The sequence below is a fragment of the Bradyrhizobium sp. dw_411 genome (assembly GCF_018449695.1).
Taxonomy (GTDB): Bacteria; Pseudomonadota; Alphaproteobacteria; order Rhizobiales; family Xanthobacteraceae; genus Bradyrhizobium.
Genome location: NZ_JAAVUY010000033.1, coordinates 1 through 15517, shown reverse-complemented (window position 1 = coordinate 15517; position 15517 = coordinate 1). Strand labels below are relative to the sequence as shown.

Here is a 15517-nt window from a genome sequence, read left to right as displayed (position 1 = left end):
GGCCAGTTAAGAGGTCCGTTTAGGGGACTTCCGGAGGCGCATTGGCGGGGCCTAAACCTCAGGCCGGCGGGGCGATATTCCCCAATTTCGGGAAGGCGCCGGGCGCGGCGGCCAGCATGGCGCGGGCGCGGGCGCTGTCATCGCCCATCTGGCGGATCAGCGCATCGATATTGTCGAACTTCAATTCGTCGCGAATGAAGCCGATGAAGGCGATATCCAGCCGGTTGCCGTAGAGATCGCCCTTGAAATCAAACAGGAAGACTTCAAGGAGAGGCGCGCCATTGTCGAAGGTCGGGCGGCGGCCGAAACTGGCGACGCCGTCGAAACGATCCGAACCCCGGCCAACCCGCACCGCGTAGATGCCGTGCTTGAGCCCGCAATTCTTGTCGAGGCGGATATTGGCGGTGGGATAGCCGAGATCGCGGCCGCGTTTCTCGCCGTGGATCACCTCGCCGTTCACGAACCAGGGGTCGCCCAGCATCGCGGTGGCATCCTCGATCTGCCCCTCCGCGAGCGCCATGCGGATCGCGCTGGAGGAGACTGGCCGCTCCGCAATGTCGATATGCGCCTGCACATCGACCTCGATGCCGAGCCGGGGCGCTTCGCTGACCAGGAGGCTCGGCGAGCCGACGCGGCCTTTGCCGAAATGAAAGTCATAGCCGACGGCGATGCCGCTGATCCCGAGCCGCTCGATGAGATCATGGTGAATGAAATGTTGCGCGGTGGTCCCGGCGCGATTTTTGTCGAACGCCATCACCACGGCGCCCGCGAGTCCCGTTCCGGCCAATAGCCGCAATTTTCCGGCCTCGTCTGTAAGCCGGAACTGGGGGGTATTCGGGCTGAAAAAGCTGCGCGGATGGGGCTCGAAGGTCAGCGCCAGCGCAGGGCGGCCATGCGCGCGCCCCATCTGAATGGCCGCCTCGATCACGGCGCGGTGGCCGAGATGGACGCCGTCGAAATTGCCCATCGCCACGACCGTCCCCTTGGGGATTGCGGTGGCGGGGGTGGTATCGCGGATAACAAGGAAATCAGTCGTCATTTCAACGGTTCTTCAACAGGGTCGGGTGGGGCGGGACGGCGATTTGACATGCTTCGACCGCGACCTGACCGTGGCCGGACGTTGACTTGGGGCTGCCCGCGAAGTCAAGCAGGGCCCGATTTGGCACACCTGCCGGGGGGCCGATTAACGGGCTGTTTAACGGCTGATGGTAGTAATTCAGGCGGACTGCAGGGGTATCGCCCTTGCGGGCGAATTAATGATTTTGCGCGTTGTGTGTCGTGCGGGGGGTCCAAGATGGCGGTTGATTTGTCGATGTCGGTTCTGGTGGTGGATGACTACAACACCATGATTCGCATCATCAGAAATCTGCTCAAGCAGCTTGGCTTCGAAAACATCGACGATGCCAGCGACGGATCGGCGGCGCTGAACAAGATGCGCGGCAAGAAATATGGTCTGGTAATCTCCGACTGGAACATGGAGCCGATGACCGGCTACGACCTGCTCCGCGAAGTGCGCGCCGACCCCAATCTCGCGACCACGCCGTTCATCATGATCACGGCCGAATCCAAGACCGAGAACGTGATCGCCGCCAAGAAGGCCGGCGTGAACAATTACATCGTCAAGCCGTTCAATGCCGCGACGCTGAAGACCAAGATCGAGGCAGTGTTTCCGGATCTGGCGAACGCGTAACGCTCTCCCGCGCTCGTGTCCCGGACGTGGCGCAGCGTTCCGGGGAACGACCGATTACCAGCGCAATTCCCGGGTCAGCGCGCGGGGCGGATGGCCGAACAACTCCTTGACCGAGGCGGGGTCGAGTTGGTCGATGCCCTCAAAGTCCTCGGCGTGGATACCGCGGGTCACGAACAGGCAATCGATCCCGAAGCTATGGGCGCCGGCGAGATCGGTCCGCACGGAATCCCCGATCGCCAGAACGCGCGCAAGCGGTGTTGCATGGCCGCGGCGCTCGGTCGCGAGTTCGATGGCGCGCTCATAGATCGGCCGGTGCGGCTTGCCGTAGAAGATCACTTCGCCGCCGAGTTCGCGATAGAGTTCGGCGACGGCACCGGCGCAATAGATCAGCCGGTCGCCGCGTTCGACCACGATGTCGGGATTGGCGCAGATCAGTGTGAGCTTGCGCTCGCGCGCCTGCAGCAGCATGTCGCGGTAGTTTTCCGCGGATTCGGTTTCGTCGTCGAACAGCCCCGTACAGATGATGTAATCGGCCTGTTCCAGCGTTGAATGCACGACATCAAGTCCGCGGTGGATCGAACTGTCGCGTTCCGGGCCGATCCAGAACACTTTCTGGCCGGGATGGCCGGCGACGAAATGCCGGGTCAGGTCGCCCGAACTGACGATGGCGTCGTAGGTGTCGTCCGCGACGCCGAGCTTGCGCAACTGCCGCTGCACGGAATCCGCCGGGCGCGGCGCATTGGTGATCAGGATGACGGTGCCACCCTGCGCCCGAAACATGTGCAGCGCTTCGCAGGCTTCGGGAAACGCAACGAGCCCGTTATGCACCACGCCCCAGATGTCGCTGAGCACGATATCGGTGTTGCCGACAAGGTCGCGCAGCCGTTCGGCAAATCGCAATGTTGTCATGAAGCGGCTTCAGTCCGGCATGATCGGCGATCAGCCGGGGCCACCGACGCGCCGGGCAAGCGCGGCGTTGCCGGTCGCCGTTCGCGGCGGTTCGACGGCCGGAGATTCGGTCTTGCCGGGTCCGTTGGACGGGCTGGTGGATGCGCCATTCGAGAGGCCATTGGATGCGCCATTAGATTCTTGCGCCTTGTTCGCAGACGAACCGCCGGTAGCAGATGCGCCCTCGGGCCGCAACGGCCGCGGCGGCGCGAACAGAAATCCCTGTCCAAATCGGACGTCAAAATCGAGCAGATCGACCACGGCGCGCTCGCCTTCGATCCGCTCGGCAATCAGATCGATGCCGAAACGGCCGAGCAGATCAGAGAGATCCGAGGGATGAATATCCGAGGTCGAGCTTTGCCGGGGATCAAGCAACAACGTGGCGGGCACCTTGATGAAGCGGACGCCGCGGTCGGCCAGTTCGCGCGGTTCGATCCGCAAATCCGTGACATGATCGATCGAGAAACGATAGCCGCGCTGCGCCAGTGCCGCGAGATGTTCAGTTTCGGTCGGACCGAGCGCGCGAAACGTCGCCTGCTTGAATTCGAGCACGAAGGACGACGCCAGGGCGCGGTTGGCTTCGAGGAAGTCCAGGCATTGCGCGAAGGTTGCGGGATTGCCGAGCGTCGCCGCGGCAACGTTGCAGAACACGCCGACATCCTTGTTGCGCACCATCAGCCGGCGCAGCACCTGCACGCATCGCAGCATCACCATGTGATCGATCCGCCCGATCAATCCGGCGGCTTCCGCGATCCCGACAAAATGGTCGGCGGTAATAATCTCGTCCTTGTCGTCGCGCAGCCGTGTCACCGCTTCGTAGAAGCGCACCTTGCGCTGTGGCAACGTCACCATCGGCTGCAGATAGATGTCGAGCCGGTTTTCCTCGACCGCCGCTTTCACCACGGCAAGGATTTGCGCCTCGCTTCGGGGGGAGGCGAGCTTCTCGACGGAGGCCGCCGGCGCCGTCGGAGCGGCCGTGATGCCCGGGGGTTCCGCTGCGGATGACGAGCCCTTCGGCGATTCGTCATTCCTCGGCGATTGCGTGGGGTTTGGTGCGGCATTGTTGGGTCCGTTCACCGGCACCAGCGTCGCCACGCTCGCAGTCAGCATGTCGTCATGGCTGGCGACGGAAGCGGCGAGTTGCTTCACCAGGGTGCCGAGTTCGTTGATCTCGCCGACCACGGCCTGAATGCGGTCCGCGCCGGCGGAATTGGCTGACACCACCCGGCCTTCGACCGCAGCGAGCCGGCGGCCGAATTCGGCGACCTGTCGCGCCAGGTCGGCGGTGCCGCGTGACAAATCCGAGATCTGGCTGCCGACGTCAGTACGGTCGCGCAGCCGCATCGACACGGCGTTGTAGAGGATCAGGAAAGTCAGGGCGGTGAGCGCGACGATCGCGGATTCCGAGGCGCTGATGCCGGCCATGGAATACAGCACGAGGCCGAGGGATGCTGCGACCAGCACCATGCAAATGGCGATGAAAATCGTGGAAATGCGGATCATTTAACGCAGACGTCCCCTCCAGAACCGGTGCCCGCGATCGCAACCGGTGCGCATGGCCTCCGATGCTAGCACCATCGCTGATTCGGCGGACGATTGTTCTTCTTTTTACGTCCGCCGGGAACCGGCTGCGGGCCTGCCGCTCCCCACGCCGGGGAGAGGCAGGGAAGCTGCGTCAGGCGACCGCGCGGATCACCTTGGCGACCTTTTCGATGATCTCGCCGATCTCATCCTCGCTGACGATCAAAGGCGGGGTCAGCGCCAGGGTATCCCCGGCGACGCGCACCATCAGGTCGTTGTCATGGAACGCGCTGTTCAGCCCATCGAAGCCGCGCTTGCCCGGCAGGTCCGGGCGCGGGGCGAGGTCGATGCCGGCCGTCAGTCCGACGGTGCGGATGTCGACCACGTTGGGCTCGCCCTTCAGCGACATCACGGCGTCGGCGAATTTGGGCTCAAGCGCTAGCGCCCGTTCGAACAGCTTTTCGTCGCGGTAGATGTCGAGGGTAGCGAGGCCCGCGGCGCAGGCCAACGGATGCGCCGAATAGGTATAGCCGTGGGTCAGTTCGACAACATGTTCCGGGCCGCTCATGAAAGCGTCATGGATGGTGTCGCGCACGATCACGCCGCCCATCGGGGCCGCGCCATTGGTGATGCCCTTGGCGAAGGTGATCATGTCCGGCAGCACGCCGTAGCGCTCCGCGGCAAAGGCATAACCGAGCCGGCCATAGCCGGTGATGACCTCGTCGAAAATCAGCAGAATGCCGTGCTTCTGGGTGATCTCGCGCAGCCGCTTGAGATAGCCCTTCGGCGCCGGCAGCACGCCGGTCGATCCGGCCATCGGCTCGACGATCACGGCCGCGATGGTGGAGGCGCCATGCAGGTTGACCAGACGCTCCAGCTCGTCGGCGAAATGCGCGCCATATTCCGGCTCGCCCTTGGAGAACGCCTGCTTGTCGCGGTCATAGGTGTGGGGCAGGTGATCGACGCCAGCCAGCAGCGTGCCGAACATCTTGCGGTTATTGACGATGCCGCCCACGGAAGTCCCGCCGAAGCCGACGCCGTGATAGCCGCGCTCGCGGCCGATCAGCCGCGTGCGGGTGCCCTGGCCCTGGATCTGATGATAGGCCAGCGCGATCTTCAGCGCGGTGTCGGCGGCCTCCGATCCGGAGTTGCAGAAGAAGACATGGTCGAGCCCGGCGGGGGCGAGATCGGCGATCCGGCTGGCAAGCTCGAAGGCCTGCGGAATGCCAAACTGAAATGGCGGCGCGTAGTCCAGCGCTTCGGCCTGCTTGGCGATCGCCGACGAAATCTGGGTGCGGCCATGGCCGGCATTGGTGCACCACATGCCGGACGCCGCATCGATGATCTTGCGGCCATCGACGGTAAAATAATGCATGCCCTTCGCGCCGGCCAGCAGCCTGGGCGCCTTCTTGAAGGCCCGGTTGGCGGTAAACGGCATCCAATGCGCGGCCAAATCGTTGGGCACATTGACGGCGGCGGGGGTCGGGCTCTTGTCCAGCATGGGGGCCTCTTCAAGTTTTAGGACGTGGCGGGTTTCGCGGGAAGGTAGCAGCTTCACTGCGCGACGGAAACCGACAAGAGGCCGCAATATTTCAGATCAATCAGGCAGTTTGAGGACCGGCGGGCGAGGGCGCGCCGCCTCACAGACCGTCGGCGCCGATCCAGAACACTTCGCCATCGGAGTCCTCGGTCTCGAGCCAGAGAAAATCGGCCTGCGGATAGGCCGCCTCGAGCGCGGGTCGGCAGCGGCCGATTTCGCATAACAGCCCACCCTGCGGCGTCAAATGCGACTTTGCCTGTTCCAGGATGCGCCGGACGATGTCTATTCCGTCGGCACCGCCGTCGAAGGCGAGCTTCGGCTCGGCGCGGCATTCGCGCGGCAGGTCCGCCATCCCCTGCGCATCGACATAGGGCGGATTGGAAATGATCAGGTCGTAGCGACTGTCGCCGAGCGGTTTGAACAGATCGCCGCGATGCAACCTCACCCGGTCCTCGAGCCCATAATCCGTGACGTTGCGCACGGCGACATCGAGCGCATCCCGGGAAATATCCACGGCGTCGATCTGCGCCTGCGGGAACGCGTGCGCAGCGAGAATGGCCAGGCAGCCCGAGCCGGTGCAGAGATCGAGCACGTTTTGCACCGAACCGGGATCGTCGATCAGCGAATTATTGTCCGCGTCGCTCGCGCCGAAATGAGAGTCCAGTAACTCGCCGATAAAGGAGCGCGGCACGATGACGCGCTCATCGACATAAAAGGGCAGGCCGCGCATGTAGATTTTGTTGACCAGATAGGCGGCGGGTTTGCGAGTCGTGACGCGGCGCGCGATCACGTCGAGAATCTGTTTGGCTTCGGCGGCGGTGACCCGCGTGGTCGCAAACATCTCGAACTGGTCGGGATGAAGATGCAGGGTTTCGCACACCAGAAAGGCCGCCTCGGCGACCGGGTCGGTGGTGCCGTGGGCAAATACCAGTTTGGCCTCGATGAAGCGGCTCACGGCGTAACGCACGAAATCGAGCAGTGTGTGCAATTCGCCGGGCGCGACCTTCGCGGCTTTGGGCACGGTGCGGCCGCGTTTGGCCGCCGGTTTAGCGCGTTTAGCCATCAGGATTTGGTCCAGCGCGCGGCGGCTTGGTCGTCGTGCTCGCGGGCGTCGATCCAGCTCGTGCCGCCGGCGCTTTCCTCGCGCTTCCAGAACGGCGCATTGGCCTTGAGATAATCCATCAGGAACTCCGCGGCCTCGAACGCCGCCTGCCGGTGCGCCGATGCGGTCACTACCAGCACGATATTTTCGCCGGGGGTGATGCGGCCGACGCGGTGAATGACGGTGAGCCCGGTTAACGGCCAGCGCGACAGCGCGGTTTGCGCATGCCGGGTGATTTCAGCTTCCGCCATACCAGGATAATGTTCCAGCGTCAGCGCCGCGATCGCTTCATCGCCTTCGCTGCCCCGGCAAATGCCGCTGAAACTCACGACCGCGCCGATGTCGGTGCGGCCTTTTGTCAGCGCGGCTATTTCCCGCGCGACGTCGAAATCGGCTTCCTGGATACGGATGGTGACAGGGATCGCCATGGCCGGCTTCAGCCGCCGGTCATCGGCGGGAAGAAAGCAATCTCGCGGGCGCCGGTTATCACGGTGTCCGATTTGACATGGGCGTGGTCGATCGCGGCCCGGATCACCCGCGGCGTCTCGAAGGCGTGAGCATAGGTTTCACCCTGGCGCGCCAGCCAGCCGATCAGGTCTTCGACCGTCCGCACGCTGGCCGGCGGTTCGATGGTTTCTTCCGCCTTGCCGATCCGTTCGCGCACCCAGGCGAAATACTTAACCTTCATCCCTCATCCTCCTCGATGAGGTGATGGATGCCGGCGCGGAAATAATCCCAGCCGGTGTAGATCGTGAAAATCGCCGACGTCCACAGCAGCGCGATGCCGATCATCGTGGTCGGCGGCAAAATCTGCTCGCCGGCTTCACCGGCGATCAGGAACCCGATCGCGATCAGTTGGATCGTGGTTTTCCATTTCGCGAGCCTGGTGACGGGGACGCTGACCCGCAGTGCTGCGAGATATTCGCGCAGTCCCGACACCAGGATTTCGCGGCACAGGATCACGATCGCCGCCCACAGCGTCCAGCCATGGATGCTGTTGTCTGCCGCCAGAATCAACAGGCAGGAGGCGACCAGTAGCTTATCGGCGATCGGATCCAGCATCCGTCCGAACGCCGAATGCTGATCCCAGATTCGCGCATAATAGCCATCGAGATAGTCGGTGATCCCGGCGGCAATGAATACCGCCAGCGCGACCCAGCGCAGCCATAGCGGCCCCTCCATAATGGACTCCGCATAGACGCAGCCAACCACCACCGGGATCGCGGCGATCCGGGCGTAGGTCAGGATATTGGGAAGCGACATCGTCTTCGAGGTCTTATTCGAAGTCTTGGTCGTCCCTCTGGTCGTTACGACGTTCATCTGTCTTACCAATACCGCTCAGCCATGAAGGTCAAGCTTGCGCCGCAGATGGCTTGTCGGCGACGACGCCCTGATGAATCGGAGCCCATCTTTACCCCGGCTGGGCGTGGAAAAACTCGAAAATCTTGCGGGCGCTTTCGGCGCTGACGCCCGGAACCTTGCCGAGATCGGCGATCGACGCCCGTTCGATCTCCTTCAGGGTTCCAAAATGGTGCAGCAGAGCCCGTTTGCGTGACGGCCCGATGCCGGGGATTTCCTGCAATCCGGCTTCGCGAATGTCCTTTTTGCGCAGCTTGCGGTGCGAGCCGATCACGAAGCGATGTGCCTCGTCGCGCAGCCGCTGGATGAAATATAGCACGGGGTCGCGGGGCTCAAGCTTGAGCGGCTCGCGGTCCGGCATGAACAGGGTTTCGCGGCCGGCGTCGCGGTCCGGTCCCTTGGCCACCGCCAGCAGCGACACCTGCGTCAGCCCCATTCCCTCAAAAGTCTCGCGGACGGCGTTGAGTTGGCCGCGGCCGCCGTCGATGATCACGAGATCGGGCCATTGCGGAAACGAATCGTCGTCGGGCCGGGGTTTTGTGGCATCGCCGTCCGCCGGGGGCGCCAGCAGCCGCTTGAAGCGCCGCTCCAGCACTTCGCGCATCATCGCGTAATCGTCGCCCGGCGTCAGGCCTTCGGAGCGGATGTTGAACTTCCGGTACTGGTTTTTAATGAAGCCGTCCGGCCCCGCCACGATCATGGCGCCAACCGCATTGGTGCCCTGGATGTGGCTGTTATCATAGACCTCGATCCGCTTCGGCGGGTGCGGCAGTCCGAGCGTGGTGACGAGGCCGGCCAGCAGCCGGCTTTGGGTCGCGGTATCGGCGAGCTTGCGGCCGAGGGCTTCACGCGCATTGGTGAGCGCGTGCGCGACCAATTCCTTCTTTTCGCCCCGCCGCGGCGTCGAGACTTCCACCTTGAAGCCGGCCTTGATGGACAGCGCGTTGGCCATCAACTCGGCTTCCTCGATCGCATGCGACAGCAGGATCAGTTTCGGCGGCGGCTTGTCGTCGTAGAACTGGGTCAGGAACGAGGCCAGCACCTCTTCGGGGGTGAAGGATTTTTCGGCGCGCGGAAAATAGGCGCGGTTGCCCCAGTTCTGCCCGGTGCGAAAGAAAAATACTTCGACGCAGGAATAGCCGCCCTCCTGATGAATCGCGAACACGTCGGCTTCCTCGACGGTGCGCGGATTGATGCCCTGCTGGGACTGGACCGCGGATAACGCCGCAAGGCGGTCGCGGTAAAGTGCCGCAGTCTCAAACGCAAGATTGGCCGAGGCCTTTTCCATTTCGCCTGCGAGTTCCTGCTTCACCAGCCGGCTGCGGCCGGACAGGAAGTCGGTCGCCTCGCGCACCAGTTCGGTATAGCCGGGGAAATCGACTTCGCCGGTGCAAGGTCCGGAACATCGCCGGATTTGGTAGAGCAGGCAAGGCCGCGTGCGGCTTTCAAAAAACGCGTCGGTGCAGGAGCGCACCAGAAAGGCGCGTTGCAGCGCCGTGATGGTGCGGTTGACGGCACCGACGGAGGCAAACGGCCCGAAATACCGCCCGGGCCGCGATTGCGCGCCGCGATGCTTGAGGATCTGCGGCGCCCAGTGATCGCCGGTGATCAGAATATAGGGGAATGATTTGTCATCGCGCAGTTGCACGTTGAAGCGCGGGCGCAATTGCTTGATCAGGTTGGCTTCGAGCAGCAGCGCTTCGGTTTCGGTCGAGGTCGAGATGATCTCGACCGCCACGGTGGCCGCGATCATGCGCATGATGCGCGCCGGCTGCGCCGCAGTGACCCTTGCATAGGAGCCGAGCCGCTTGCGGACATTCTTTGCCTTGCCAACGTAAAGTACGTCGTTGGCGGCATTGAGCATGCGATAGACGCCGGGCGAGGTCGGGGCATGGCGCACCGCGTGCTCGATCGCGGCGTGGCCGACCGCAAGCCGTGCTTCCGGCTCAGCCTCGCTCGCTTCCTCGGAAATATCGGGCAGCCGCGCCTCGTCGTCCTCCTCCGTGCCCGAGGTCGCAGGGTCGAGATCGGCAGACGCATCCTGCGGCGGCAAATCGGCAGGAGGCTGCGCCGGTGCGGAATCCGGCGGCATTTTGGGCGAAACCGAGGCTTTTGGGTTGTCGGTAGAATCGTGATCCATGAGCCCAAACTTAAGCGCCGGCACCGCGCATCGCCAGCGTTGCGGCCGCGGCAAAAGCCCGATCCGCGCCGGATAATGGCGGCGCCGGCCGCTGTCGAACGGTTGCCGTTTTTGCAGCGTGCGGGCCGGTAACGCTTTCTTAAGAATGCGAAGCGGCCGGCGGCAGGCCTTAACAACCCTTTAACTTAAAAGTCTCGATAAATCCTACCGATAAAGAGTGGAATTCCGTAACCACGCCGGTTCGCCTCACGCGGTGTTTTGTGCTGGCGAAACGGGGCTTGGCAGTTGCGTTGAGGAGAGTGAGTGATGAACAGGATCGCTTTAGGCGCCGTGGCGTTGATCGCGGCCGGGTGGACGGTGTCGGCGCGGGCCGCCGATCTTCCCTATGGAACGCGCGCTCCTTACACCGTCAATCAACCGCTGAACTACTATAGCTGGGCCGGCCCCTATCTCGGCGGCAACCTCGGCTACGAATGGGGCTCGGTCGACAACAACCCGACCAAGCCGTCGGGTTTCGTGGGCGGCGTTCAGGCCGGCTACAACTGGCAAGCAGGAACTCCCTGGGTATTCGGCGTCGAGGGCGACATCCAGGCGACCGGCGCATCCGACACCTTCGCACCGTGGAAATTTTCGAACCCGTGGTTCGGCACGCTGCGCGGCCGGGTCGGCTATGCGCTCAACAACGTATTGTTCTACGGCACCGGCGGTCTGGCATTTGGCGAGTTGCGCGGCCAGACCTTTGGCCTGACGGAAACCCATACCAATGCTGGCTGGACCTTGGGCCTCGGCGCCGAAGTCGGCCTCGCTCCGAACTGGAGCGCGAAGATCGAATATCTCTATGTCGATCTCAACGACAGCAACTTCACCACCATCACCGGCGTTTCGAACGGCTCCCGGTTCGGCCTGGTGCGCGGCGGCGTGAATTATCACTTCTGATAGCAACAAGAAAATATCGATCTCAACCTCCCGGCCGCGATGCGGCCGGGATTTTTTTAGGCCCTTATAATTTGATGCTTGCGTCGCGCCCGGGCGTCGCTTCCGCTCGCCAGTGCCGGGGCATCCAAGTCTTTCCGGGGCATCCACGTCTTTCTTCCATGTGGACGAGCGCGGCGATGACCGAGTCATCTGGCGCGAAGACGCGCTTCGGGCTTCTGCCCGGCCACGGCTTTGACCGGCCACGGCTTTGAAATGGAAGCGACGCTACGAAATCACGAGATTGACCGCCTTGGGTCCCTTGCCCTTCTTGTCCGGTTCGACCTCGAATGTAATGCGCTGTCCTTCGGTCAGATCCTTCAATCCGGCCCGCTCCACGGCGGTGATGTGAACGAATACATCGCGACCGCCGTCATCTGGCTTGATGAAGCCGTAGCCTCGTTCTCCGTTGAAGAATTTGACCGTCCCAGTCATGGCCATCGGGAAACTCCTCCCCCGCATTGCTCCGCCGTTACGCCCCCCGCGTATCAGCCGGACCGGACATACGCCGCCGGAAAGCTTGGCCATCTGAGCGGATCGTTAGCGATGATCCGCCTTGAAAAAAATTTGTGGCCTTGTCACTCCGCCGCTACCATTCGCGGAAGCGGAACGTAAAGCCGATCCAATGGGCTTGAGCATAATACGGATTCCGGTGAATTGCCTATCGGACTTTTTGTAGCGCGCCGGGACTAGAGCGTTTTCGAGCCAACGGGTCGCGCGAACGCGCGCCCGATGACAGGCTCCGTGAATACCGGTTCGCGTAAAGAAAACGCGTCAAAACAAAAGATTAGAGCCCGGTTCTGATTCAATCAGAACCGATAAGGCTCTAAGGTTTGGGCGTCTCCAGCCTGAACCGGCCGGCGCCGCCCAGGCCGAGCGGCTTTTCAAGTTCGGGGAGGATCGCCTTGAGTTCGCCCGCCAGCGTCCATGGCGGATTGACCATCAAAAGGCCCGCTGAAACGAGACCGGCATCGGCGGTTTGCGGCGCGACGCTGAATTCCAGGCGCAAAGCTTTTCCTGGTGCTGCGCCGGTTTCCACAACCTGCGCCACATGCCGCGCGAGGGTGTCGGTGGCGCGCCGGCTTTTGACCGGGTACCACATCAGGTAAGTGCCGGTCGGCCATTTCGTGAAAGCTTCCGTGAACCCCTCGGCCAGCCGTTCGAACTCGTTCTTCTGCTCATAGGGCGGATCGATCAGGACAAGACCGCGCCGCTCCTTGGGCGGCACGAAGGCCGGCAGCGCGGTCCAGCCGTCGAGGTCGACGACCCGGGCCTGGGTGTCGCGGCGCAGCGCCTCGATCAATTGCTTGCGCGCCTTCGGCTCGACTTCGCAGGCGGTCAGGCGATCCTGCGGCCGCAGCAGCGCGCGCGCGATTAGCGGCGATCCCGGATAGGCCTGGAGATCGCGTTGCGGATTGAAGGCCCTGATAATGTCGAGATAGGGCAGCACCAGCGGCAATGTCGTTTCGGAAAACCGCGCCTGCATGATCCGCGCGATGCCGGTGAGCCACTCGCCGCTGCGCTGCGCCTCCTCGCCGGTAAGGTCGTAGAGCCCGGCCCCGGCATGGGTGTCGATGACGCGAAACGGTGTCTGTTTTTCCTGCAGATAGGTGAGCATCCGCACCAGCACGATGTGCTTGATGACGTCGGCAAAGTTACCGGCATGAAAGGCGTGGCGATAATTCATGGAAGACTATGGTCTCGTTTGAAGAAAGACGCACAAGCCTTCTACCCGTCATGGCCGGGCTTGTCCCGGCCATCCACGTCTTTGTCGAATACAGTGAAGGAAGACGTGGATGCCCGGGTCAAGCCCGGGCATGACGGAGTACGTGTCCTCAGCCCCCACGCACCGGCGGCATCGTTACCTGATCGCGCCGGCAGCCGCGGCGGTCGAGTTCCTCGCAGGCGCGGAACTGAAGATCCTTGCTGAGGCAGATCCGGACTTCGCTGAGCCGGTTGCGGTTGCAGGTGACCGAGATCGCCGCGGTGCTGAGGCCGGGATTGACCTTGATGAAGGCGTCCTCGACGTCGGATGGCGCCACGGTCTTCGGATCGGACAGATTGAGGAATTCGGCGGGGATTTTCACCCCGGCGCGCGCCTTGCGAATAGTCTCGAAATAGGGCCGGGGACCAAGACCAGAGCAGGTGCCGTGCTTTTTCCACTCGTTGAAAATCAGGCCGGGCGCCGGCATCAGATCGAGCATCGAGGTCATGATATTGCGGTCCAGAAAGGAGTCCCGGTCGCAATATTCGGGAAAGCCGCGCTCATATTGCGGCCACAAGCCATGGACCACAAAGGAGAATGGCCGTCCGCCGCATTGGGCTCCTGCGCGACGCTCGTTGCCGCGTTCCGAGGCCTCCTCGCAGAAGGAGGGCGACCACGACAGCGACAGCACGTAAAAGTCGAACTCGCCGGGGGTGTTCTGGCGGCGATCCTGCGCCGATGCCGTCCCGGCGGCGGCGAGCGCCATGAAGGCGAAGCTGATGAAAATCCGCGCAATCAATCCGGACCGAAAATGAAACATGTCGACGCGCCCCTCTACCAGACCACCCGGAGCCTAGCAGGCGATCGGAACATTTCAAGAACAAAAGAAAAGAGGGCTAACCGCAGCAAGCCCTCAAAAGACAGAATGACGAAAATCTTAGCCCTAAATCAGGGGCGGGCGGCCCGGCAGCCGGGATTATAGGCCCAGTTGCGATCAAGACCGGTGACGCACCATTCCACGCCCTGACCGACGCCGGCAAAACCGCCATCCTCGATGATCGAGTAATGGACGGTGCGCAGCTTGCCGTCGCTCAGCATGACATCGCCGCTGCAGTAACGGCGCGGAATGTTGTCGGACTGCCACGGCCGGAATGCCGTTTCATGGATGCGGCCATAGCCCGTGATCGTCAGCGCGGAATTCCAGAAAGTGCTCTCTTTTTGCCGAAACTCCGAGCTGATGGCTCCGAGTGCCGTCTCGCAGGGAGCCACGCGTCCGTCATAGCGCGGGCCGGACAGCCAGAAGTTCAGTTCGAACGGGTTGGCTGCTTCGGCCGCCTGTCCGAAGGCAAACAGACCGAACAGCACGCCGAGTGTGGCGGACAGAGCTGTTTTTCTAAGGAAGGCGGGTTTTCTCGAAGATGTGATGAGCGCGCGCATGGGAAATCCGGTGGACGATCCAGTATTTCAACCGTGCCGTGAAGCCCCGCTGAGGTCAAGTGCAACGCGGCAACACCTGCCAATAAGTCGACGTCAAACCCTCCGGCGTTCTTTTCACGGCAATCGATGCGCTCTAAGGTGCGCCCAGCGAAATGGAGTCTGCGATGCGAATGATTGGGGCCGCGAGCCTGGTTGCTGTGTGCGGGATGCTTATAGGTGCGCCGGCGCTGGCCGATACCGTGCCGCCTTTCAAGGGCAATGATACCGGCGGCATTATCGCCTATCCGCTGGCCAGGGAGACGGATGCCCGCCAACTCGCGGTCAATCACTGCGCCTCCTATGGCAAGGTAGCGAAATTCCTGGCCGTGGAGCCGCATTATGGCGGCTACGTTTCCTTTGCCTGCCGGTGGGTACCGTATGGCGCTCGCGAGCTGCCGCTGCGCACCCGCTACTAAGCCGGATCATCCGGTTCGACGGACACATGCATCGGGAGCGCGAAGCATGACGCGATGGATTCTGTCGTTCTGTCTCGGGACCTCTTTGTTGATGGTGGTGGCGACATCAGGCGCGCGCGCGGCGGAACTGCCGATTCGCAAAGCGGGCCTGTGGGAAATAAAGGTGGTGCGGACCGGCTCGCCGATGCCCGAGATGACGATGCAGCACTGCACCGATGAGACCACCGACAAGCAGATGAGCACCGCGTTTTCGCCGCTATCGAAGGAAATCTGTTCCAAAAACGATATCGAGCAGACCGCGACCGGGTACGTCACCGACTCCGTCTGCAGCGTCGGCGGCGCCTCCATGACATCGCATTCCGATATCACCGGCGATTTCAATTCCGCCTACACTGTCAAGACCACGTCGCATAGCGATCGCGGCCCGGCCGGCCTGCACGATGTGACCATGGCGATCGAGGCGAAGTGGCTCGGCGCCTGCAAGCCCGACCAGAAGCCCGGCGACATCGTCATGCCCGGCGGCTTCAAGCTGAACATCAAGGATGCGGAAAAGCTGAAGGGCTTGTTGCCGAAGTAGTCCACCTCTCCCCGCGTGCGGTAGGGCTATCGCATATGAAGAAAGAGATTGGGCCTGCAGTCTTTGTGCGG

At 62.7% G+C, this 15517-nt stretch carries 17 protein-coding genes; 4 read left to right on the top strand and 13 right to left on the bottom strand.

From position 1 onward, the window contains the following. Window positions 1-58: 58 nt before the first annotated feature. Window positions 59-1039 carry a bifunctional riboflavin kinase/FAD synthetase gene (locus HB676_RS32895; protein WP_213742678.1) on the bottom strand — a complete coding sequence of 327 codons (981 nt, stop codon included), beginning with the start codon at window positions 1037-1039 and terminating at the stop codon, window positions 59-61. 255 nt (window positions 1040-1294) lie between these two features. Between HB676_RS32895 and HB676_RS32890 the strand changes: the two genes are divergently transcribed. Next, window positions 1295-1690, top strand: a complete 396-nt coding sequence (locus tag HB676_RS32890; RefSeq protein WP_213742677.1) for a response regulator — start codon at window positions 1295-1297, stop codon at window positions 1688-1690. A gap of 54 nt (window positions 1691-1744) precedes the next feature. Here the strand turns inward: HB676_RS32890 and HB676_RS32885 are convergent, their stop codons facing one another. From HB676_RS32885 to uvrC, 8 genes are all read right to left on the bottom strand, one after another. Beyond that, window positions 1745-2599, bottom strand: a complete 855-nt coding sequence (locus tag HB676_RS32885) for a TIGR01459 family HAD-type hydrolase (RefSeq protein ID WP_213742676.1) — start codon at window positions 2597-2599, stop codon at window positions 1745-1747. Window positions 2600-2629: 30 nt separating this feature from the next. Further along, the gene (locus HB676_RS32880) at window positions 2630-4141 is read right to left on the bottom strand and encodes an EAL domain-containing protein (protein WP_213742675.1); all 1512 of its coding nucleotides are present in this window, start codon (window positions 4139-4141) and stop codon (window positions 2630-2632) included. Window positions 4142-4313: 172 nt separating this feature from the next. Beyond that, window positions 4314-5660 (bottom strand): aspartate aminotransferase family protein, encoded by a 1347-nt coding sequence (locus HB676_RS32875; RefSeq protein WP_213742674.1) that lies wholly within the window; start codon window positions 5658-5660, stop codon window positions 4314-4316. Between the two features lie 139 nt (window positions 5661-5799). Continuing rightward, window positions 5800-6762 (bottom strand): 50S ribosomal protein L3 N(5)-glutamine methyltransferase, encoded by a 963-nt coding sequence (prmB, locus tag HB676_RS32870; RefSeq protein WP_213742673.1) that lies wholly within the window; start codon window positions 6760-6762, stop codon window positions 5800-5802. After that, on the bottom strand, window positions 6762-7229 hold the full coding sequence (locus tag HB676_RS32865; protein ID WP_213742672.1) for a molybdenum cofactor biosynthesis protein MoaE: 468 nt from the start codon (window positions 7227-7229) through the stop codon (window positions 6762-6764). Before HB676_RS32865 ends, prmB begins: the two co-directional genes overlap by 1 nt. Window positions 7230-7237: 8 nt before the next feature. Further along, window positions 7238-7489, bottom strand: coding sequence for a molybdopterin converting factor subunit 1 (gene moaD, locus HB676_RS32860; RefSeq protein WP_213742671.1), 252 nt, complete (start codon window positions 7487-7489; stop codon window positions 7238-7240). Next, window positions 7486-8121 carry a CDP-diacylglycerol--glycerol-3-phosphate 3-phosphatidyltransferase gene (gene pgsA, locus HB676_RS32855; protein WP_213742670.1) on the bottom strand — a complete coding sequence of 212 codons (636 nt, stop codon included), beginning with the start codon at window positions 8119-8121 and terminating at the stop codon, window positions 7486-7488. Before pgsA ends, moaD begins: the two co-directional genes overlap by 4 nt. Window positions 8122-8212: 91 nt before the next feature. Beyond that, window positions 8213-10252, bottom strand: coding sequence for an excinuclease ABC subunit UvrC (gene uvrC, locus HB676_RS32850; RefSeq protein ID WP_249780577.1), 2040 nt, complete (start codon window positions 10250-10252; stop codon window positions 8213-8215). A 354-nt stretch (window positions 10253-10606) separates the two neighbouring features. Between uvrC and HB676_RS32845 the strand changes: the two genes are divergently transcribed. Further along, window positions 10607-11236 (top strand): outer membrane protein, encoded by a 630-nt coding sequence (locus HB676_RS32845; RefSeq protein WP_213742668.1) that lies wholly within the window; start codon window positions 10607-10609, stop codon window positions 11234-11236. Window positions 11237-11500: 264 nt separating this feature from the next. Here HB676_RS32845 and HB676_RS32840 read toward each other — a convergent pair whose 3' ends face one another. From HB676_RS32840 to HB676_RS32825, 4 genes are all read right to left on the bottom strand, one after another. Next, on the bottom strand, window positions 11501-11713 hold the full coding sequence (locus tag HB676_RS32840) for a cold-shock protein (RefSeq protein WP_027536987.1): 213 nt from the start codon (window positions 11711-11713) through the stop codon (window positions 11501-11503). Window positions 11714-12098: 385 nt separating this feature from the next. Beyond that, window positions 12099-12959, bottom strand: coding sequence for a 23S rRNA (adenine(2030)-N(6))-methyltransferase RlmJ (gene rlmJ / locus HB676_RS32835; protein WP_213742667.1), 861 nt, complete (start codon window positions 12957-12959; stop codon window positions 12099-12101). A gap of 148 nt (window positions 12960-13107) precedes the next feature. Next, on the bottom strand, window positions 13108-13797 hold the full coding sequence (locus HB676_RS32830; RefSeq protein WP_213742666.1) for a ribonuclease T2: 690 nt from the start codon (window positions 13795-13797) through the stop codon (window positions 13108-13110). A gap of 128 nt (window positions 13798-13925) precedes the next feature. Then, on the bottom strand, window positions 13926-14414 hold the full coding sequence (locus HB676_RS32825; RefSeq protein WP_213742665.1) for a hypothetical protein: 489 nt from the start codon (window positions 14412-14414) through the stop codon (window positions 13926-13928). A gap of 164 nt (window positions 14415-14578) precedes the next feature. Between HB676_RS32825 and HB676_RS32820 the strand changes: the two genes are divergently transcribed. Beyond that, window positions 14579-14869 (top strand): hypothetical protein, encoded by a 291-nt coding sequence (locus HB676_RS32820; RefSeq protein WP_213742664.1) that lies wholly within the window; start codon window positions 14579-14581, stop codon window positions 14867-14869. 46 nt (window positions 14870-14915) lie between these two features. Next, window positions 14916-15446 (top strand): DUF3617 family protein, encoded by a 531-nt coding sequence (locus HB676_RS32815; RefSeq protein WP_213742663.1) that lies wholly within the window; start codon window positions 14916-14918, stop codon window positions 15444-15446. The last annotated feature ends 71 nt before the right edge of the window (window positions 15447-15517 follow it).

Excerpts from the sequence above, each read along its gene's own strand:
- HB676_RS32895 (WP_213742678.1), bottom strand. The coding sequence starts at position 1,039 with ATGACGACTGATTTCCTTGTTATCCGCGATACCACCCCCGCCACCGCA.
- HB676_RS32890 (WP_213742677.1), top strand. The coding sequence starts at position 1,295 with ATGGCGGTTGATTTGTCGATGTCGGTTCTGGTGGTGGATGACTACAAC.
- HB676_RS32885 (WP_213742676.1), bottom strand. The coding sequence starts at position 2,599 with ATGACAACATTGCGATTTGCCGAACGGCTGCGCGACCTTGTCGGCAAC.
- HB676_RS32880 (WP_213742675.1), bottom strand. The coding sequence starts at position 4,141 with ATGATCCGCATTTCCACGATTTTCATCGCCATTTGCATGGTGCTGGTC.
- HB676_RS32875 (WP_213742674.1), bottom strand. The coding sequence starts at position 5,660 with ATGCTGGACAAGAGCCCGACCCCCGCCGCCGTCAATGTGCCCAACGAT.
- prmB (WP_213742673.1), bottom strand. The coding sequence starts at position 6,762 with ATGGCTAAACGCGCTAAACCGGCGGCCAAACGCGGCCGCACCGTGCCC.
- HB676_RS32865 (WP_213742672.1), bottom strand. The coding sequence starts at position 7,229 with ATGGCGATCCCTGTCACCATCCGTATCCAGGAAGCCGATTTCGACGTC.
- moaD (WP_213742671.1), bottom strand. The coding sequence starts at position 7,489 with ATGAAGGTTAAGTATTTCGCCTGGGTGCGCGAACGGATCGGCAAGGCG.
- pgsA (WP_213742670.1), bottom strand. The coding sequence starts at position 8,121 with ATGAACGTCGTAACGACCAGAGGGACGACCAAGACTTCGAATAAGACC.
- uvrC (WP_249780577.1), bottom strand. The coding sequence starts at position 10,252 with ATGCCGCCGGATTCCGCACCGGCGCAGCCTCCTGCCGATTTGCCGCCG.
- HB676_RS32845 (WP_213742668.1), top strand. The coding sequence starts at position 10,607 with ATGAACAGGATCGCTTTAGGCGCCGTGGCGTTGATCGCGGCCGGGTGG.
- HB676_RS32840 (WP_027536987.1), bottom strand. The coding sequence starts at position 11,713 with ATGGCCATGACTGGGACGGTCAAATTCTTCAACGGAGAACGAGGCTAC.
- rlmJ (WP_213742667.1), bottom strand. The coding sequence starts at position 12,959 with ATGAATTATCGCCACGCCTTTCATGCCGGTAACTTTGCCGACGTCATC.
- HB676_RS32830 (WP_213742666.1), bottom strand. The coding sequence starts at position 13,797 with ATGTTTCATTTTCGGTCCGGATTGATTGCGCGGATTTTCATCAGCTTC.
- HB676_RS32825 (WP_213742665.1), bottom strand. The coding sequence starts at position 14,414 with ATGCGCGCGCTCATCACATCTTCGAGAAAACCCGCCTTCCTTAGAAAA.
- HB676_RS32820 (WP_213742664.1), top strand. The coding sequence starts at position 14,579 with ATGCGAATGATTGGGGCCGCGAGCCTGGTTGCTGTGTGCGGGATGCTT.
- HB676_RS32815 (WP_213742663.1), top strand. The coding sequence starts at position 14,916 with ATGACGCGATGGATTCTGTCGTTCTGTCTCGGGACCTCTTTGTTGATG.